We start from the raw sequence: 18,289 nt of genomic DNA, 5'->3' as shown, positions 1-18,289 counted from the left end.
AAAACCATGAGAAAATTAGTAGCGACAGCGCCAAGAGTGGCGGCATTGGTAGAATACGCGGATCCCGTTGTGAAAGAGAACGAAATCAAGGCGGAGGTCATCTTCGCCTCGCCTAAGCACGGCACCGAAATTGTCGACTTCAGAGGCATCAGTCCTTTTGCAGAGGAAGAGTACAACGCCGAGTGGCAAATGTTCATGCCAAGAGAAGCAGGCACGGTAAGCGGGCTTGAGTTCGGTGATATGAACCTTGGCAACATGTGGGTCGGCAAAGTCGTGGAATGCGGCAGCGCGGTTACGGAGTTCGCGATTGGCGATATCGTGTGCAGCTACGGCTCGATTCGGGAGACGCAGATCATCAATGCGGTCAATAACTATAAGCTTCGCAAGGTGCCTGCAGGCGCTTCGTACAAGAACGCCGTATGCTACGATCCAGCGCAATTCGCGCTCGGGGGCGTTCGCGATGCCAACGTGCGAGCTGGCGACTTCGTTGCGGTTATCGGACTTGGTGCTATCGGTCAAATTGCGGTGCAGCTTGCCAAACGTGCAGGCGCATCCATCGTAATCGGGATTGATCCGATTCAGGATCGCTGCGACATTGCGAAGAAGCACGGGGCGGACTTCACGCTCGACCCGACCAAATGCGACGTGGGTCTGGAGCTGAAGAAGCTGACAGGCAAGAAAGGCGTCGACAGCGTTATCGAGACAAGCGGTCATGTCAGCTCGCTGCAAGCTTCCCTGAAAGGCCTGGCTTACGGCGGTACGATCTCGTACATCGCATTCGGCAAGCCGTTCCCTGAAGGTTTGAACTTCGGCAGAGAAGCGCATTTCAATAATGCCAAGCTTATCTTCTCCAGAGCGTCTAGCGAACCGAATCCGGATTATCCGCGCTGGGATCGTAAGCGCATTGAGGAAACGTGCTGGGAATTGCTGATGAGCGGCTATTTGAATTGCGACGATATCATTTACCCAGTCGTGCCATTCGAAGAAGCGGCGCCAGCGTTCGAGAAATATGTAGATAGAAACCCAGAGCTGGGCATCAAAATGGGCGTTCAGTTCTAGGAGGTAGAGAAAATGCGATTCGGAACTCAAGATAAAGATTTCTTCCCCGCCGACTTTATAGAGAAGTTCAAGCAGGTCAAGGAGCTCGGGTTTGATGTATTCGAGATTGACGGCAAGGCGCTCGTCGAGAATCTCGATCAAGTGAAGGAAGCAATCAAGCAGACAGGCGTTCAGGTCGTCACGGCGTGTGGCGGCTACAGAGGCTGGATTGGCGACTTCATTGAAGAGAAGCGTCTTAATGGCGTCGAGGATCTGAAGGCGATCATTCGCGCGCTGCGGGAAGTTGGCGGTAAAGGCGTCGTTGTGCCAGCGGCATGGGGCATGTTCACGTTCCGGCTTCCGCCGATGGTATCTCCGAGAAGCAAGGAAGGCGATACGAAGGCGATTCTTCAATCGCTTGAAGCGCTCGATCCGGTTGCGCGCGAGTGCGGCATTGAGATCTATCTGGAGCCGCTCAATCGTTATCAGGACCACATGATGAATACCATTCAGGATGCAAGGGACGTCATCGAGGCAGGCAGCTTCACGAACGTGAAGATTATTGGCGACTTCTATCACATGAATATCGAAGAAGACGATATTTCGGCATCGTTCCGCAAGCACCGGGACTTGATCCAGCATGTTCATATTGCGGATAACCATAGATTCCAGCCGGGCTCGGGCTCGATTGATTTCAAGCATCACTTCGAAACGTTAAAAAGCTTGAATTATGATGGCGTTATCGTCTACGAGTGCCGGGTACGCGGCGACAATCATCTTGCAGCTTACGCCGACTCGATCTCCCAGATGAAACAGCTTTATTAGAAGCCTCATAAATTAGGAGAGAGATAGCATGAAGACGATCGCCATTGTCGGGACAGGCAATATTTTTGAAACGGTACATTATCCTCAGTTCAGCAAGCACAGCGATTACGAAATTACGGCAATCGTGACGACAAGTGAGGAAACCGGCAGAGCCAAGGCGAAGCAGTATCAGATTCCGCATTACTACACCAAGGTGGAAACGATGTTACAGGAGCGCAAACCAGATATTGTTGTGGTTTGCGTTCCGAACAAGTTTCACTACGAGACGGTGATGCAAGCGCTTAGGCATGGCAGTCACGTGTTGTGCGAGAAACCGCCGGCCATCAATAGCGAACAAGCCCGTGAAATGATGGAACTGGCACAGGCGAATAATCTGGTGCTGGCCTATAATCTGCATCACAGACATTCGGCTAACACGGATTTCCTGAAACAACAGATCGATCAAGGCAAGCTTGGTCATATATATAACGTCAAAGTAAATGCGTTGCGCAGACGCGGCGTGCCTGGTTGGGGGAGCTTCACCAATAAAGGCATGACGGGCGGCGGACCGCTTATTGATATTGGCGTTCATATGCTGGATACAGCGCTTTACTTGATGGGTTACCCGAAGGTGACCTCCATTATGGCAAGCGCCTATTGTGAAATCGCGACGAAGAAGAATAGAGGTACGCTAGGAAGCTGGAATCCCGATACATTCGAAGTGGAAGATGCAGTGTTTGCGTTCTTGAAATTCGAGAATGGCGCTTCGCTGACATTGGAAACTTCTTTTGCCCTGAATATACAAGAGAAAAGCGTAATGAATGTATGGCTGAGAGGCAGCGAGGCAGGAGCTTCGGTGTTTCCGCTTGAGATATTCGGGGATGTGGAAGGAGAACTGACAGACACGGCGTTCCCATTCCTCGATGAACGGGGCAATCATGAGAGCAGCATCAAGCGGTTTCTAGCAAGATGCGAGGGCGAGGATTCGATGATTGCAACGGCCGAGGAAGGCTACTATTTGCAGCGGATTCTGGATGGAATCTACCAATCCGCCGAGCGGGGAGAAGTTGTAACTTTATGATTAGACATGTAGCGCAAGTAGACCGCTTTACTGAATCGAGCTTTGACCGGGGCGCGATTGGCAGAGCTGAGACGTTGATGGCCCAAGGGAACGGCTACTTAGGAATTAGAGGCTCCTATGAAGAGGACTATACGGGCAGCATCCGAGGCTTCTATATAGCAGGGACATATAACAAGGACAGTCAGCTTGAAGTCGCAGAACTGCCGAATCTGGCCGATGTGATCCAGTTCGACATTCAGCTGGATGGAGACGTATTCCGGATGGACCAAGGCAAGTTGCTCGCCTATAGCCGCTCGCTCATCTTCGATACAGGCGAGCTGGTCAGAGACATCCGTTGGGAGTCCGTCAGCGGCCGCGTATATCGAATCGTGTTCCGTCGCTTCGTATCGCAGCAGCTGCTTCATGCCATCGTCAGCCAAGTGGAAATTACGCCGGAGACGGCTGATAGCAAGGTGCTTGTCCATACCGGAACGAACGGCAGAATGACGAATTCGGGCACGCAGAACATGCACGAGACGGAGAAGCGTGTATTCGAGAACCGATACATGCAGGTTACTCAGCAGACGACGCAAAGCGGGATTGATGTCATCTTCGCGGGCATGCTGTCAAGCAATACGGATGGCGAAAGCAAGTTTATATCCGAGCGCAGAAAGCTGATGGTCGCCTATAAGGCAGATGTTCAGCAATCGAGCACGCTTGTCCTCACGAAGAAGTCGGTCGTGACGTCATCGCTGGATCGCGCGTACATCGATGCTTATGATCTGGCAGAAGCAAGAGCGCACAATCTGAGCCTGCTCAAGGACATCGAGGCGAAGAGCTACGCGGAACTTCTACGCGAGAGCGAAGAAGCCCGCCGACTGAGCTCTGGCATCACGATCAAGAGCGAGCATAATTTCGATCAGCTGGCGATTAACTTCGCGGCGTATCACTTGAATATTATGGCGCCGGCGCATGACAACCGATTCTCGATCGGAGCCAAAGGTTTGACCGGGGAAGGCTACAAAGCGCATGTGTTCTGGGATACGGAGATCTTCTTGCTGCCTTACTTCCTGTATAACGCGCCCGAAACAGCCAAGAAGCTGCTTGAATATCGTTTCGGTGTGCGCGACAAGGCGAAGGAAAAGGCCAAGCGTAATGGCTGGGAAGGTACGCTCTACCCGTGGGAAAGCGCCTTGACCGGAGAAGAGGAAACGCCGGAGTTTGCGGCAATGAACATTAAGACCGGTACCAGGGAACGCGTGCATTCGGCGGATAAGGAGCATCATATTGTCGCCGATATTGCCTATAGTATCCTCGAATATGAGAAAGCGACCGGAGATCGTTCCTTTATGCGCGAGATGGGCGTGGAGATGCTCATGGAAGCTTCGCGCTTCTGGGTCAGCCGGGCGGATAAGAGCAAGAAGCCTTATACGATCAATAATGTGATCGGACCCGACGAGTACACCGAGCATATCGACAACAATGCGTATACGAACTACTTGGTCCGCCATGTGGTATCCAAGACGATAGAGAAGATGGCAGAGTACGAGGCAGACAAGCGCGATGAAGCGGTATTCCGGGATTTCGTAGACCATCTGTACTTGCCGGAGCCGACGGAAGCAGGCGTTATTCCGCAGGATGACAGCTTCCTGGCGAAACCGATCATCGATCTGGAGAAGTATCGGGCGGCGCCGGGCAAACAACTGATTCTGCAAGATTACACGCGTGCCGAAGTGGTTGGCATGCAAATTTTGAAGCAAGCCGATGCGGTCATGCTGCTCTATGTGCTGCCTCATCTGTTCGGCGAGCAAGTGGCAGAGGCTACTTGGAACTATTATGAGCCGAAGACGATTCACGATTCGTCGCTGAGCATGTGCATGCACAGCATTGTGGCCTTGCAGTTCGGTGAAGTGGACAAGTCTTACGCGTGCTTCGAGAAAGGCGCACGTATCGACTTGGGGGAAAATGCGCATTGCACGGATGGCATTCATGCCGCATCGCTTGGCGCGATCTACTTGTCCGTCATTGCAGGCTTCGGCGGCGTAACGGTGGAAGAGAAGGGGCTGCGCATTCGCCCTCAATTGCCGGAAGTATGGAGCGAGCTTCGCTTCCCATTCATGTATCAGAATGAAGAGATTCGGTTCACGATCGACAAGAACCGCATCCTGGTAGAGAGAAGCGTTTCCTCCGAGCAGCCGCTGTCTGTCGTGTGCAACGGGCAGACGTATGTGCTGCAAGGAGAGACTTCGCAATCACTTGAAATCGAATACTGTTAAGTGCAGTGGAGGGAAACCATGGAGAACAAGATTAAACAGATATATGGAGATAAAGCTCCTGAGGTTATGCAAGGTATCGAGCAGTTGCTCGCTAAATATAAAGACAGCAAGATGCAGAAATCGTGGGTTACGCAAGATGAAGTTATGCTCATTACGTATGGCGATAGCCTTCGCAGTCCTGGCCAAATGCCGCTTCAGACGCTGGATGAATTTCTGGCGAATGACGTGAATAGCGGCGTGACGGCTGTGCACATTTTGCCGTGTTTCCCGTATACGTCAGATGACGGCTTCTCGGTTGTCGATTATCGCGTCATCGATCCGGAGCTAGGCGACTGGAATGATGTTGAGAAGCTTGGCGAGCATTTCGACCTGATGCTGGATGCGGTTGTGAACCATGCATCGGCAAGCAGCCCGTGGTTCAAGGGTTTCTTGGAAGACGATGCGCAGTATAAGGATTATTTCATCGTTGCAGACCCAGCGCTGGATTATTCGTCTGTTACTCGCCCAAGAGCGCTTCCGCTGCTCACAGAAGTGGACACAGCTTCTGGCAAGAAGCATGTATGGACGACGTTTAGCGCCGACCAGATTGATCTGAACTTTGAATCGCCGAAGGTGCTGCTGGAGATCCTTGATATCCTCGCGATGTATGCGCAGAAGGGCTCCCGTTTCATTCGACTGGACGCGATTGGATTCATGTACAAGAAGCTAGGCACGACATGCATGCACCTGGATGAGACGCATATGCTCGTTCAAGTTATGCGCGAATTCCTGGATATCGCTGTTCCGGGGACGATTCTCATAACCGAGACGAACGTGCCTCATAAGGATAATATCAGTTACTTGGGCGACGGCAATGAAGCGCATATGGTGTATCAGTTCCCGCTGCCTCCGCTGACGTTGTTCTCGTTCTACCAGCAGAATGCCCGCAAGCTAATGGACTGGGCGAATTCCTTGTCCTTGGAGCCGACGCCTGGGAATACGACGTTCTTCAACTTCCTCGCATCCCATGACGGCATTGGCATGAGACCGACGGAAGGCATTCTTACCCTCGATGAGCGCGATATGATGGTGGAGAAGGTGCTTGCGCACGGAGGCTTCGTGAACTACCGCGACAATGGGGACGGAACGAAGAGTCCTTACGAGCTCAACATCAACTATATGGATGCTCTCTCTGCTCCAGAGGATTCCGATGCGATTAGAGCGAAGCGGCAGCTTGCTGCCCATGCGATTCTGCTCTCGCTTGCCGGCGTGCCAGCGATCTATATTCACAGCCTGTTAGGTTCTCGCAATGACCGCCAAGCGGCAATTGATTCGGGCATCAACCGCCGGATTAACCGGGCGAAGCTGGACAAGGGAACGATACTCGAGGAGCTTCAAGGCGATACGCTGAGAAAAGCGGTGTTCGAGCAGATGAGCGAATTGGTTCGCGCGCGTCGCGAACAATCCGCATTCGCTCCTCAGGCTGCGCAGCAGGTCGTTTACTTGGATGACCGGATCTTCTCCATCAAGCGCACGAATGAAGAGACAGGACAGCAAATTCTCGTACTGGTTAACGTATCGGGCGAAGAGGTGTCTGTCGATACTGGTCTGAGCGGAACGGATCTTATTACAGGACAAGCTGTCGATGGCGTCTATGTCGTGAAACCGTTTGGGTATCACTGGGTGGGAGTTGCCTCCAAGTGAGCAGCCTAAGGGAGCAAGCTTACCAAATCATTGATGGCGCTATTCAGGCTGTACTGCCTGAGGCTGCGGTCATTAAGGCGTTAAGCGACAGGCCGACGACGAAGCAAGTTGTCGTGGTGGCAATCGGGAAAGCCGCTTGGAATATGGCGCAAGCGGCCGAGCAGGTACTAGGCGAGCGCATCCGGCAAGGCATCGTCATCACGAAGCACGACCATTCCAAGGGGCCGATCGATCGTTTCGAGATTATTGAAGCGGGGCATCCGATTCCCGATGAGAACTCGATTATGGGCACCTCCAAGGTGCTGCAGCTCGTTGCCGATATGTCCCTGGAAGAAGAAGTGATCTTCCTCATCTCGGGCGGCGGTTCAGCGTTATTCGAGAAACCGCTTGGCAATCTCACGCTGCAGGATCTGATGGATGTTACGGAGCGCTTGTTGTTCTCTGGCGCTGACATCGTGGAGATGAATGTGATCAGGAAGCATCTGTCGGCGGTGAAAGGAGGTCGGTTCGCAATCGCTTGCGAGCCGGCTTCGATCTTCGCCATTGTCCTCTCTGACGTGGTTGGAGACCGCTTGGATGCGATTGCTTCCGGTCCGGCATGCGCCGACACGTCCACTTCGGAAGAAGCGCTCGAGATCGTCCGGAAGTATAAGCTGGAGTTCGGCTCTGCTGTCCTTGAAGCCTTGACGCAAGAGACGCCGAAGCAAGTCGACAACTGCGAGACCGTCGTGACGGGAAGCGTGAAGTATCTATGCGAAGCGGCGGCAGCGGAGGCCGAACGTCTCGGATATAAGCCGTACATTCTTGCTTCAACCTTGACCGGCGAGGCGCGGGAAGTCGGGAAAATGATGGCCGCAATCGGGAAATCGCAGACGAGCGGATCGGCACTCGGGTTTCAGAAGCCATGCGCGATTATCGCGGGCGGTGAAACCGTTGTGAAGGTTGTCGGCAGTGGCAAAGGCGGGCGCAATCAAGAAGTGGCTCTCGCAGCGGCTCTGGAGATGGATGGCTTGAACGACATCCTCCTGCTTTCCCTTGGTTCTGATGGTACTGATGGTCCGACGGACGCTGCCGGAGGTATCGTGGATGGCGGTACGATCGCGCGGATGAAAGCGAATGGGATCGATCCGGTTCAGCATCTGGCGAACAATGATGCATACCATGCGCTGCAAGCGAGCGGCGATTTAATAAAGATTGGCGCGACAGGCACGAATGTGAACGATGTCATCGTGTTACTTTGCAAGTGAGAGGTGTAAGGAATGAATGTCAAAGGTGTCATATTTGATCTGGATGGCGTAATCGTAAGCACGGATCATTTTCATTATTTGGGCTGGAAGAAGATCGCCGATGAAGAGGGGATCGAGTTTAACGAAACGATTAATAACCGTCTTCGCGGCGTGAGCAGAATGGAAAGCTTGGAGATTATTTTGGAGCGGGCGAGCAAGAGCTACTCCGAAGAAGAGAAAGTCGCACTCGCCACCAAGAAGAATGGTTACTATGTGGAGTATCTGTCGGAGCTGAATGCCTCGCATATTCTCGAAGGCGTTCTTGAGGTTCTAGCGGGTTTGAAGGCGCGCAATATTAAGACTGCGATTGGCTCCTCGAGCCGTAATGCCAAGCTGATCCTGACGAAAATCGGGCTAACCGATGCGTTTGACGCCATTGCGGATGGCAGCGAGATCGAGCGCAGCAAGCCGGATCCGGAAGTGTTCCTGCTGGCTGCTCAGAAGCTGGGTCTAGAGCCGGCGGCGTGCGCAGTCGTAGAGGACGCAATCTCTGGCATCGACGCTGCCAATGCGGCGGGCATGATTAGCATTGCGGTTAGTGATGCGAGAGACTACGAGCAATCAACCTATCGATTAAAAGATGTAACAGATATTCTTTCTTTGTTGAAGTAAGTCATATCGCGGGCAGCTGCGGTTAAATGATCATTTGTTCTTAAAAGGCAACCTGAATCATCCGATAAAAGTATAGTATGGCACGAATGAAACGCTCAGATTCATCGACATCTATGACTTGGAAGGAGAGGTTCATGAATGCACTATCAGTTTTGCCAGCGGGTTAAGATTGTGGATATGGATGATGAAATTATCTCGGAAGTCTTATTCGAGCACGGGGGGTACGAGACGGCTGCCTTGTCGATCGGTTCCTCCGTCGTGACGCATCAATTGGGCTTGAAAGAGTTTGATGTCGTCTATGACAGAAGGGAAGGCAAGATCGCTCGTTACCAGGTTGCGGATATCGAGATCGATCTGATCACGCAGCCCGTCACGACTAGAGTATATCTGGAACCGGCGAAGCTTATTGTCGGCCAGCATGATATCGGGGAATTTGCTTAATGGAAAAATACAGAGTGCGGTAAGCAAGATACCGCTGCTCTGTATTTTTTTTGATTTTATTTCAACAGACACGAATGATTATACGGGATCCCGCACGAGCATCGATGCGAACCGAATTGTGCGTTATAGGACGGAGGGAATTCGCGATTGACTCGGATGACTTCACGAGCGAATTCCTGATCATTCTTCGGCACTTTGCGCAGCGAGTCGGCCTTCGCCTGCGTATCGATATGCGCTCCGGGCGGAACGAATCGGTTAGGCGCAACTCGAACGCCATTCGTCACGACGGCGTCCATGGAGATAAAGGAGCCGCGGCCGACAGTCGCATTAAAGATAATGGATTTGAATCCGACGAATACATCATCCTCGATTAAACAAGGGCCATGAATAAGAGCGCCGTGGGCGATGGATACATTCTCGCCAATATAGATGGAATACCGAGCCTGGCCAACCTGAACATATTCATGAGCTAGTCCATGCAGAATGACGCCATCCTGGATATTCGTGTTTGCGCCAATGGAGAAGGGCGAGCCTTCATCTGCCCGAAGAGTGGCACTCGGAGCGACGAAGACGCCTTTGTTAATGGTGACATCGCCAATTACGCTCGTAAACGGGCTTAGGAAGGCGCCTTCACGTATAATCGGGGATCGTTCGACAGGATTAACGGATGTTCTTGGGTTCGGTCCAATGAAGCGCACGAATGCATTGAGCGGCCCTTTGGGCAGCTTCCAGACCTTAAATATCTTCTTCATGCCTTGATCTCCTCGCAAACCATATTAGGCTTATTAAGCAAGGTATTCGGCATATTGGGCATTGGTCACATCCATATAGGCTGTTGGAGGCTGCATAAGAGGAACCGAGTGATTTGTCGAATGTACAGCATTATGGGTCTGGCCATCTTGCAGCTGTTGCTTTTTTGTATAATGTAGATGGTTATGTTATCGAAGTTAAAGGGGAGAAGAGTATCGTGCTGGAGTACAGAATGGCAAGACCGGATGAACGCGAGGAATATATAGATTTAGCCAACTATGCCTTTAAGATTGATGTCGAAGCCATACTGCCCAAAGTATATAGCAAGGACATTGACTCTTCGGGCATGCACATGGTCGCCGCCGATGAGCGGGGGAGGCTGCGCGCACAGGTTGCGGTATATCCGGAGCCGATGCAGGTTGGCGGCTTCCCACTGCGGGTCGGATACTTGGGCATTGTGTCGGTGCACCCGAGGGCCCGTGGAGAAGGACATATGAAAGTGCTCATGAACAAGTGGCTGGAAGAAGCACCTGCTTCGTACGACATGCTCGTCTTGTACGGACAGCGGCAGCGCTATGAGTATTTTGATTTTACGCTCGGAGGGGTGAAGATCAAGTACTCGGTGGGAGAAGTCAATGCTCGCCATGCATTGCGCGAAGTGAACACAGAGGGACTGTCTATCCGCCCGCTGTTCGAGATTGAAGGAGCGGCAGCCTTTGCGCAGCAGCTGAACGAGGCGAGGCCTTCGTTCGTCCGGCGCGATGCGCAGCAGATGTCGGACATCTTCACGGGTCTAGAGCAGCAACCGCTTGGCGTGCTTGATAAGGACAAGCTGATCGGATACTTGGTTGTCAGCAAAACAGGCAAGGAGATTACCGAGCTTGCTATGGCGAATGCAGCTGATATTCCGCGTGCGGTTAAGGCATATTTAGCACACTCGGGAGCCGATTGGATTGCCATCTATGCCCCTGAATATGAGACGGAGCTGAACGCTTCTCTAAGCAGCTTCGCAGAGAATTATGCGATTGAAACGTCCGACATGTACCATATCGTCGACTTCGCTCGCGTGCTGGAAGCTTATTTGACGCTAAAGCATCAGACAATTGGACTTGCGTCAGGCGAGTTCTCTGCGGTGCTGGACGGTCAGCCTGTTACAGCGCGGGTGGATGAGAATGGCGTGACGGTCGAACGGACGGCTAAGCCCGGTGCGTTGGAGCTGGACAGGAAGCAAGCTCAGACGCTTCTGCTTACGCCGCATGGTCGTTACCTGGGGGCGGGGGAACATAGAGCGCATATCCCTGCAGGCTGGTTTCCGCTTCCGATCTTCTGGTATATAGCGGACAAATTTTAACCTTGCGATCAAGAGGAGACAGCGAGATGGACAATAAACGAGGCATACTTATTCTTCCTGAGGAAGCGGGTCCTTATTGGGCAGACCTGATTGCCCGTTCGGGCATTGATCTGGTGGGTATCCATCCGGGCTGGGGAGCAGGAGCGCTCGAGGAACTTGAGAAAACATTGGAGTACGTGAAGACGCCGAGCTATAAGCAGTTCGTGGAGCAGATGAAGGAGCTGCGCGTGGAGGTCGAGTTCGAAGCACACGCCATGTCTTGGCTCGTTCCGCGTGCTCTCTTCGCCGAGCATCCTGACTGGTTCCGGATGGATGAGACAGGGGGCCGGATTGCCGACTTTAACCTGTGCGCGACGAGCTCGGAGGCACTTGCATATCTAGAGCTGCGTTCGGAGGAATTGGCTAGAGCAGTACCCTCACTAACGGGACGATACTACTTCTGGATCGACGATGTGACGGGCAGCGCTTGTCACTGCGAGGGCTGCCGGGAGCTGACTACCTCCGATCAGGCGATGATCTTCTACAATCGTATTCTGCAGGGCATTCGGCGGTTTGATGCGCAAGCGCAGCATTGCTATTTGGCCTATCAAGATACAATCGAGGCTCCTGCGAAAGTTAAGCCTGACCCTGGTATCTTCCTCGAGTATGCTCCTATCTATCGGGACTCGGCTCGGCCGATCAATGATCCGGATTGCCCGGAGAACTTCAAGGAGCTTGAGCATTTGCCGGGTCTGCTAGAGCTGTTCGGACGGGAAGGCGCTCAAATTCTCGAGTACTGGATGGACAATTCCCGGTTTCTGAAATGGCAGAAGCCGCTCCAGCCGCTGCCGTTCTACGAAGAAGTCATTCAAAGTGATGCAAAGTATTACCGGAACCTCGGGTTCAACCGGCTGACTAGCTTCGGAGTATGGCTGGGTGAGGATTACGCGCAACTGTTCGGCGAACCGCCGATTGTTGCGTATGCGAAGGCGATCGGATCATGTTAAAGTAAGCGTAACGAATGATAGTGCGATTGCGAATGCGAGGTGAGACCGATGGAATTGACGTATTTGCGGACCTTTCGCGAAGTGGCCAAGTGGGGAAGCTTCACCAAAGCTGCGGAAACGCTAGGATACGCCCAGTCGAGCATAACGACGCAGATCCAGAAGCTGGAGGAGTCGTATGGCGCCGTGCTCTTGGAACGCTACGGCAGGAAGATGGTCCTTACGATGGCGGGCGAGGCGCTGCTTCAATATGCGAACGATATTTGCAGGCTGCATGACGAGTCCAAAGAAGTCGTAGCCAAGCAGTCCAAGGGGACGCTCTCGATTGGGACAATCGAGACGCTCGCTTCATTTTATCTACCAGCTTATTTGCAAGCTTATCGGAAGGCTTATCCTGATATCAACATAGCGATTCAACCGGGTAACGAGCCTTTCATTATTGAGTCGGTTAAGGAGGGGGCTCTGGACATCGGCATTATTCTGGACCCTCCATTCTCCGACCCGGAGCTGGATTGCCGCATATTGAGAGAAGAACCGTTAGTCATCATTGTAAGCCCCGATCATAAGTTTGCCGGACGAGGCGAAATCCATGTGGAGGATCTGGAGAACGAATCGTTAATCTTGACTGAGGATGGCTGCACGTATCGAGCTATGCTGCTTGGTGCGTTGAAAGGCAATCAAGTGCCCTATAAGCTATCCTACGAATTTGGCAGTCTGGAAGCGATCAAGCAGTGCGTCACTTATGGGCTGGGGATTGCATTGCTGCCCCGAATTGCCGCTGCGGAGGAAGTGCTAGGTGGCAAGCTTGCTGCGATTCCCTTCATTGATTCGGCTTGCAAGTTCTATACGCAGCTCATTTGTCTGAAGAAGAAGTGGAAGTCCAAAGCCCATGTAGACTTCCTGGAGCTGCTAAGCGGTGGCGACGGTTGAGACTATTATCAAAATTATTGAAGTAACGCATAGATTTCTATCGATAACTCCAATTCCGGAAGCTATGGTACATTGAGTTCAAGCAAGCAAACCATAGCCACCGGAGGTAATCTATTATGACCATTCAAGAACGCCAGTCCCTTGTACTCGAAACGCCTGCCGCGTCACCTGAGCAGACGCATCGCCATTATATGAATAAGTTAGCCGTCGAGACAGACGTCGCGGATGTACGGTACGACATGCAGCATGGCCTGAACGACTTTCTGCTTATTGATGTCCGTAGCGAGAAAGCCTATGGAGAATGCCATGTTCCTGGCGCGATTAACCTGCCTTCCAGACAGATCAATGAAGAAACGACCACAGCCTTCAATAAGGAGCAAACGATTGTCGTCTATTGCTGGGGACCTGCGTGCAATGGCGCTACCAAAGGCGCGGCCCGTCTGTCCGGTCTCGGGTTCAAAGTAAAAGAGATGCTTGGCGGCATGGAGTATTGGCGGAAGGAAGGCAACGAGGTAGAAGGAACGCTCGGAGAGGGCGCTCCCTTGGTTGGCTAAGACTGGAAAACATAGCAGCGGCGCGGGAATGAGATACCCGCGCCGCTTTATTTATTTCGACTTCGGTACTCCAATGGCATACAGAGTTCCCGAATCGGAGATATAGACGGTTCCGGCCTTGCTTACTGCAGGGAGTGAGTATTGCGTGTAAGGCCAATCGGTGGTCCACTTCGTCTTGCCGGTTGCGGCGTCTAGTACAGCGACATGAGAATACTTGCTTCGAGATACGACCGTACTATTCGGTCCCAGAACAGGAGAGCTGCGAATGCCTGACGGAAAGGAATAGGTCCAAGCGACCTTCAAGTCAGCGACGCGGATTGCAAACAGATCATTATCGCTATTCACGTATAACAGCGTGCCGCCTGCAGATAGGACAGGTGTGTCCTGAGGCGCTAAGCCGCTCGGGGCAATGTCGTACAGCCAGGTGCCGTCGAGCTTATAGGCGCTGAGCGTCGTTTTATAAGACATGTCCCTGCGGATTATATATAATTTGTCGCTTGCCAAGACAGGAGGCGATACCGCCATTGTAGCGCCGAGCGTCATCTTCTTCTTCAAGGTGCCGTTCGCATTGTATATCGTTAAGTAGCTTCCGTCACCGACATAGATGGAACCGTCTTTGCCTATGGCTGGAGCAACGGCGACATTCGATATGGAGAATGATAACTTCTTCTTGCCCGCTGCCGTAAGGGCAATGAGCTGGCTGGCAGTCGTAATGAAGATCATCCCTCCAGGGCCGATGACCGGCACAGCTGTGAACGCTTCGCCAGCACGGAATGACCATTTCTCTGCACCATTGCTCGGCGAGATGGCATGCAGGGTGCCGTCGTTATCACCGAGGTAGATTGTACCGTCAGTACCGAATGCCATGCGAGAATTAGAATATTTGTTTCCGGGGTGTGTTAGTGGCGCCACCCATTTTATCTTCCCGGAGCCTGTAAACGCATAGAGGCCAGTGCCAACCTCAATGCTGGGATCCGTATCTTCCACGGTAACATACACGGAACCGTCCGGTCCGACCAGAGGCGGTGAAATATTTTTTCGGGAGACGAATTTCCATAGCACTTTGCCAGTGTGAACAGGAGCAGTTGTTGGCTGTGATGGTGCGGGTGCCTGTGTAACGGGAGTACCCGGAGTAATTGGTGTAATTGGTGTAATCGGCTTGATGGGCACGATGGTGATCGGAGTTGCAGCGTTGGCGGCATAAGAGGAAACAAAGGTCAGTGTGGTGAGCGATGCCAGAATTACGATACGCATGAATAGCAGATAACGGCGCTTCATAGTGGCCTCCTTCGAGCTTCTGGCAGGTTATTGCCGAAGCGGTAGCAAGGGGATGCTCGTCTGCAAACATCCTCGCATATCTCTATGATAGCACCCTTGAAGGATCGGCGAGTAGTATCCGAAAGTTGTATTTTTCGCGCGGAATTAGCAGGGATCACCTCATAATATGGAGAAAATATCCAGTATTATAGATCGGAGGTGCCTCATGCAAGTGGATGGAGCTGCTCGTTCACAATCTACTGTGAAGCTGGACAACTATAGGTTTAGCGGATTGGATTCCTCACTAGTTGGTGCTATCAAATCAGTGGCTGACTATTATGAACTGCCGTTAACTACGTCGTGGATTTATGGGATGACGGGGCAAGCGTTTCTGCATGTTCTTGCGGAGAGTATGGATGAGCCTAATGGCGGACCACCGGTACCGGAAGTATGCCGGCTTGCTCGTAATATTGGCGTAGATATTGATGGTATCCATACTCACGCAGAGGGTGAAGCATTTGCGCGTCTTCAAGCGGAGGCATGGGATCGAGCAAGAGAAGCGATTACGGCGGGACAGCCTGTATTTGCCCGAAATATCGACATCGGCAATCAGTTCTCCGTGGTGTATGCCTATGATGATACCGGTTATTATAGGTACAATTGGCATACGGGGTACGAGCATAGCGAAGACGTCGTTCCATGGAACCTGCTCGGCTTAAGCCAGTGTCCGTGTATTCAATGTGTGAATCGTCGGCAGCTAGACGCGGAAGCGGGAACAGGAACAGAAACGGACTGTCCAAGCGGGTTAGTATCGCTTCATTGGGGCAAACCGGTTCAGCAGACTGCAGATGATAGGAATTCCTTCGAACAGGCGCTCGAATTCGTCATTCAACTCAATGAGCAAGGTTCGTACCAATGGGCTGGCAAGACGTATTATGTCGGCGAACAAGCCTACGAGCGTTGGTTAGCGGCGCTCGCAGACGGCAGTTTGAATAGATACTTTTTCGGCCTACTCATTGAAATCTTGAACGAAGCACGGAGCCATGCCCTTCATTTTCTGTCCGAGTTGCGGGAACGACTTGCGGAAGCAAGCGGCTTGGCGCTGCTAGATAAACTGATTCCGGTTTACACGGAAGTAGCTGCTAGATATGCTGTGTTGAAAGATACGTATCCATACACCGAACCGCCGGAGCATGAGATGCAACAGAGCGACTGGTGCGCGGCAACGCTGAACGAAATCATGACCCTGGAGAGGGACGCACTCCGCTTACTTAAAGAAATTCATTCCACTCTATAAACGATATGCAAGCGAAAAGAGACCAGGGGCCCTTCGCAAGGGTTCTGGTCTCTTCGGCGTTACCGCGCTATTTCTTCAAAATCGTATTCGTCATCTCATCCAGCAGCCAATTTAGTGTCATCGGATCAGTGAAGCCCCACTTGCTGTCAACGACGAACGCTTTGCCGTTCTTCACTGCGGGCAGGTTCTTCCAGATTGGACTCTTGATTAGCTCATCTGCTTTCGCTTTGGCGTCTTTGCTGTCGCCTGGTACAAGCAGGAACATATAATCCGCTGCGTAATCAGGCAGCACCTCGAGCGATAACGTTTCCCAGAGCGAATCCGGCTTGCTATCGAACAACTTCTTCACATTCACGGGAACCGCCAGACCAAGAGCCTTATGCATCGTTTGGCCAAGCCAGCCCGGAGAGTAGAGATAGAGCTGCTTGTCCTCGTACATGATGAATGCGGATGCCGTCTCGCCATGCTTCACAACGGCTTTCAACTCTTCGCGTTTCTGCTCCGCTTTGGTGTTGTATTGTGTAATTCAGTCTTCAGCCTTCTGTTTCTCTCCTCCCAGATCGGCGATAGCGCGAAGCCGAGTGAAGGCATCCGCACCATAGTCAATCGCAACAGTTGGCGCAATCTTGGATAGGCTCTCGATGTCGGCCGCTTCGACGAAGTTAGGCACGATAATAAGGTCAGGCTTCTGTTACAAGGGATAGCCCCTCTCGATTTCGACAGACGTTATTTCATTAGGTCAGGGTAGAGTTCTTTGGCCATCTGTTCGATGCCATCCACGATATTAAAGCTGTACGTCATGAATGTGTTGTACTCGATAATATGGATTTGCTTGTTCTTGACTGCCGCAATATCTTTGAAAGCCTTATTCGCATACATCTCTTCAACGGCCTTCTCCGCGCCCTTGTCTCCGTTGTATTTCACGTAGAAGATGATGTCTGGGTTAACCGCGAGCAACTTCTCCGCGCCAACCTCATTCGCCAGCTCATGCGTTGCAGGCACTAGCTTCAGATACTTCATAGCATCGTCCTGATAGGCAAGAAGCGGACCGGCGAAGATGCTCGCGCTATTGCCGTTATAGTCCAGCAAGAAGCTGTATTTGCGCTCATCCTTCACGGAAGCAAGCTTATCCGAGACCGCGTTCAGCCTAGTATGCAATCCGTCCGCGAACGTCTTCGCTCGCTCCTGAACGTTGAAGATTTCCCCGATCTTCTCAATGTCCACGAACAGATCATTAAGTACGGAGCCCGGCTTACTCGCATGCTGCAGGTAAGTGTGAATGCCAAGCGCGTTCAGATCCTTCACGGTTCCGTGCGCCCACTCTTCGTCTGCGAACAGCTCGCCGCGTCCAATAACGAGATCCGGCTTCGCGCCGAGAACGATCTCCTTGCTCGCGTAATCTTTCGTCAGCAGAGGGACCTTGGCGTAGTCGCTTGCTACATCCGGATATGGATCGCCATATGCAGCGGCCGTTCCGACAAGGTGATCGACAAGACCTAGCTCGAGCAGCAGCTCGGTAACGCCTTGTGTATCTGCGACGACGCGTTCAGGCGTCTTGTCGAAGGTTTGGTCAAGAGCCGCCCATTTGCTGTCGAAATTAGCAATTGTAAGCGGATAAGTCGTTTGTTTGACAGCCGTCGATTCAGCGGATTCTGTAGATTCTGCAGCATCTGCGGTCGTATTGCCTTCGGATTTATTGGCATCTGTGGTGCCACCGTCGTTATTCTCAGAGGCATTCGAGCCGGTTGCATTTGACTCTGTTGCCGGTTCTTCGTCATTCTTCGCGCACGCAGATACGGTAAAGGCGAAGGCCGCTACCAACAGCACAAGGCAACATTTTTGAAAATTCTTTGACATTTGATTCCAGTCTCCTTCGTAATAGTTAATAATGATTTTCATTCTCAATTAGTTATGATACGATTGTTGTGTCATTTTTGACAAGCACGTTTTTTTTTTTTGAAGTTTTC

18 protein-coding genes are annotated in these 18,289 nt (G+C 52.1%); 13 read left to right on the top strand and 5 right to left on the bottom strand.

All coding sequences use genetic code 11. The features are described from left to right. The first annotated feature begins 6 nt into the window (after positions 1-6). The 8 genes from AC0YNX_RS27615 (at position 7) to AC0YNX_RS27580 (ending at position 9,200) form a co-directional block, all read left to right on the top strand. The gene (locus AC0YNX_RS27615) at positions 7-1,059 is read left to right on the top strand and encodes a zinc-dependent alcohol dehydrogenase (RefSeq protein ID WP_475818928.1); all 1,053 of its coding nucleotides are present in this window, start codon (positions 7-9) and stop codon (positions 1,057-1,059) included. Between the two features lie 12 nt (positions 1,060-1,071). Continuing rightward, positions 1,072-1,863, top strand: coding sequence for a sugar phosphate isomerase/epimerase family protein (locus tag AC0YNX_RS27610; RefSeq protein WP_475818927.1), 792 nt, complete (start codon positions 1,072-1,074; stop codon positions 1,861-1,863). A 28-nt stretch (positions 1,864-1,891) separates the two neighbouring features. Beyond that, positions 1,892-2,923, top strand: a complete 1,032-nt coding sequence (locus tag AC0YNX_RS27605; RefSeq protein ID WP_475818926.1) for a Gfo/Idh/MocA family protein — start codon at positions 1,892-1,894, stop codon at positions 2,921-2,923. Next, on the top strand, positions 2,920-5,178 hold the full coding sequence (locus AC0YNX_RS27600; protein WP_475818925.1) for a glycoside hydrolase family 65 protein: 2,259 nt from the start codon (positions 2,920-2,922) through the stop codon (positions 5,176-5,178). Before AC0YNX_RS27605 ends, AC0YNX_RS27600 begins: the two co-directional genes overlap by 4 nt. 18 nt (positions 5,179-5,196) lie before the next feature. Further along, positions 5,197-6,861: an alpha-amylase family glycosyl hydrolase gene (locus AC0YNX_RS27595; protein ID WP_475818924.1), complete on the top strand. Its 1,665-nt coding sequence runs from the start codon at positions 5,197-5,199 to the stop codon at positions 6,859-6,861. Continuing rightward, positions 6,858-8,108 (top strand): glycerate kinase type-2 family protein, encoded by a 1,251-nt coding sequence (locus AC0YNX_RS27590; RefSeq protein ID WP_475818923.1) that lies wholly within the window; start codon positions 6,858-6,860, stop codon positions 8,106-8,108. Before AC0YNX_RS27595 ends, AC0YNX_RS27590 begins: the two co-directional genes overlap by 4 nt. A 12-nt stretch (positions 8,109-8,120) precedes the next feature. After that, on the top strand, positions 8,121-8,759 hold the full coding sequence (pgmB, locus tag AC0YNX_RS27585) for a beta-phosphoglucomutase (RefSeq protein WP_475818922.1): 639 nt from the start codon (positions 8,121-8,123) through the stop codon (positions 8,757-8,759). Between the two features lie 138 nt (positions 8,760-8,897). Then, entirely contained in the window at positions 8,898-9,200 is a 303-nt protein-coding gene (locus AC0YNX_RS27580) for a hypothetical protein (protein ID WP_475818921.1), read from the top strand. Between the two features lie 56 nt (positions 9,201-9,256). On the opposite strand, the gene AC0YNX_RS27575 is transcribed toward AC0YNX_RS27580, so the two are convergent. Then, complete coding sequence (locus AC0YNX_RS27575; RefSeq protein WP_475818920.1) at positions 9,257-9,952, bottom strand: LbetaH domain-containing protein; 696 nt, start codon at positions 9,950-9,952, stop codon at positions 9,257-9,259. A gap of 113 nt (positions 9,953-10,065) precedes the next feature. Here AC0YNX_RS27575 and AC0YNX_RS27570 point away from each other — a divergent pair, with 113 nt between their 5' ends. From AC0YNX_RS27570 to AC0YNX_RS27555, 4 genes are all read left to right on the top strand, one after another. After that, positions 10,066-11,301 (top strand): GNAT family N-acetyltransferase, encoded by a 1,236-nt coding sequence (locus AC0YNX_RS27570; protein WP_475818919.1) that lies wholly within the window; start codon positions 10,066-10,068, stop codon positions 11,299-11,301. Between the two features lie 26 nt (positions 11,302-11,327). Further along, complete coding sequence (locus AC0YNX_RS27565; RefSeq protein WP_475818918.1) at positions 11,328-12,287, top strand: DUF4838 domain-containing protein; 960 nt, start codon at positions 11,328-11,330, stop codon at positions 12,285-12,287. 48 nt (positions 12,288-12,335) lie between these two features. After that, a complete protein-coding gene (locus AC0YNX_RS27560) occupies positions 12,336-13,214 on the top strand; it encodes a LysR family transcriptional regulator (protein ID WP_475818917.1) in 879 nt (292 codons plus the stop codon). A 116-nt stretch (positions 13,215-13,330) separates the two neighbouring features. Beyond that, positions 13,331-13,768: a rhodanese-like domain-containing protein gene (locus AC0YNX_RS27555; protein ID WP_475818916.1), complete on the top strand. Its 438-nt coding sequence runs from the start codon at positions 13,331-13,333 to the stop codon at positions 13,766-13,768. A gap of 51 nt (positions 13,769-13,819) precedes the next feature. Here the strand turns inward: AC0YNX_RS27555 and AC0YNX_RS27550 are convergent, their stop codons facing one another. Continuing rightward, positions 13,820-15,046: an outer membrane protein assembly factor BamB family protein gene (locus tag AC0YNX_RS27550; RefSeq protein ID WP_475818915.1), complete on the bottom strand. Its 1,227-nt coding sequence runs from the start codon at positions 15,044-15,046 to the stop codon at positions 13,820-13,822. Positions 15,047-15,251: 205 nt separating this feature from the next. Between AC0YNX_RS27550 and AC0YNX_RS27545 the strand changes: the two genes are divergently transcribed. After that, positions 15,252-16,322 (top strand): cysteine peptidase family C39 domain-containing protein, encoded by a 1,071-nt coding sequence (locus tag AC0YNX_RS27545; protein WP_475818914.1) that lies wholly within the window; start codon positions 15,252-15,254, stop codon positions 16,320-16,322. A 67-nt stretch (positions 16,323-16,389) separates the two neighbouring features. Here the strand turns inward: AC0YNX_RS27545 and AC0YNX_RS27540 are convergent, their stop codons facing one another. Genes AC0YNX_RS27540 through AC0YNX_RS27530 form a run of 3 tightly spaced genes read right to left on the bottom strand, consistent with a single transcriptional unit; the run spans position 16,390 to position 18,179 of the window. Then, the gene (locus tag AC0YNX_RS27540) at positions 16,390-16,848 is read right to left on the bottom strand and encodes an ABC transporter substrate-binding protein (RefSeq protein ID WP_475819011.1); all 459 of its coding nucleotides are present in this window, start codon (positions 16,846-16,848) and stop codon (positions 16,390-16,392) included. Beyond that, positions 16,849-16,992: a hypothetical protein gene (locus AC0YNX_RS27535; RefSeq protein WP_475818913.1), complete on the bottom strand. Its 144-nt coding sequence runs from the start codon at positions 16,990-16,992 to the stop codon at positions 16,849-16,851. Positions 16,993-17,048: 56 nt separating this feature from the next. Next, positions 17,049-18,179 carry an ABC transporter substrate-binding protein gene (locus tag AC0YNX_RS27530; RefSeq protein ID WP_475818912.1) on the bottom strand — a complete coding sequence of 377 codons (1,131 nt, stop codon included), beginning with the start codon at positions 18,177-18,179 and terminating at the stop codon, positions 17,049-17,051. Positions 18,180-18,289 lie beyond the last annotated feature (110 nt).

It is taken from the genome of Paenibacillus sp. J31R98 (genome assembly GCF_056269245.1).
The sequence above is the reverse complement of the archived record's forward strand: the minus strand, read 5'-3'. Positions and strand labels throughout refer to the sequence as shown.

What these genes read in the sequence shown, in the direction of transcription:
- AC0YNX_RS27550 (WP_475818915.1), bottom strand. Translation starts at nt 15,046, where the DNA reads ATGAAGCGCCGTTATCTGCTATTCATGCGTATCGTAATTCTGGCATCG.
- AC0YNX_RS27580 (WP_475818921.1), top strand. Translation starts at nt 8,898, where the DNA reads ATGCACTATCAGTTTTGCCAGCGGGTTAAGATTGTGGATATGGATGAT.
- AC0YNX_RS27600 (WP_475818925.1), top strand. Translation starts at nt 2,920, where the DNA reads ATGATTAGACATGTAGCGCAAGTAGACCGCTTTACTGAATCGAGCTTT.
- AC0YNX_RS27610 (WP_475818927.1), top strand. Translation starts at nt 1,072, where the DNA reads ATGCGATTCGGAACTCAAGATAAAGATTTCTTCCCCGCCGACTTTATA.
- AC0YNX_RS27565 (WP_475818918.1), top strand. Translation starts at nt 11,328, where the DNA reads ATGGACAATAAACGAGGCATACTTATTCTTCCTGAGGAAGCGGGTCCT.
- AC0YNX_RS27555 (WP_475818916.1), top strand. Translation starts at nt 13,331, where the DNA reads ATGACCATTCAAGAACGCCAGTCCCTTGTACTCGAAACGCCTGCCGCG.
- pgmB (WP_475818922.1), top strand. Translation starts at nt 8,121, where the DNA reads ATGAATGTCAAAGGTGTCATATTTGATCTGGATGGCGTAATCGTAAGC.
- AC0YNX_RS27615 (WP_475818928.1), top strand. Translation starts at nt 7, where the DNA reads ATGAGAAAATTAGTAGCGACAGCGCCAAGAGTGGCGGCATTGGTAGAA.
- AC0YNX_RS27595 (WP_475818924.1), top strand. Translation starts at nt 5,197, where the DNA reads ATGGAGAACAAGATTAAACAGATATATGGAGATAAAGCTCCTGAGGTT.
- AC0YNX_RS27560 (WP_475818917.1), top strand. Translation starts at nt 12,336, where the DNA reads ATGGAATTGACGTATTTGCGGACCTTTCGCGAAGTGGCCAAGTGGGGA.
- AC0YNX_RS27575 (WP_475818920.1), bottom strand. Translation starts at nt 9,952, where the DNA reads ATGAAGAAGATATTTAAGGTCTGGAAGCTGCCCAAAGGGCCGCTCAAT.
- AC0YNX_RS27605 (WP_475818926.1), top strand. Translation starts at nt 1,892, where the DNA reads ATGAAGACGATCGCCATTGTCGGGACAGGCAATATTTTTGAAACGGTA.
- AC0YNX_RS27545 (WP_475818914.1), top strand. Translation starts at nt 15,252, where the DNA reads ATGCAAGTGGATGGAGCTGCTCGTTCACAATCTACTGTGAAGCTGGAC.
- AC0YNX_RS27530 (WP_475818912.1), bottom strand. Translation starts at nt 18,179, where the DNA reads ATGTCAAAGAATTTTCAAAAATGTTGCCTTGTGCTGTTGGTAGCGGCC.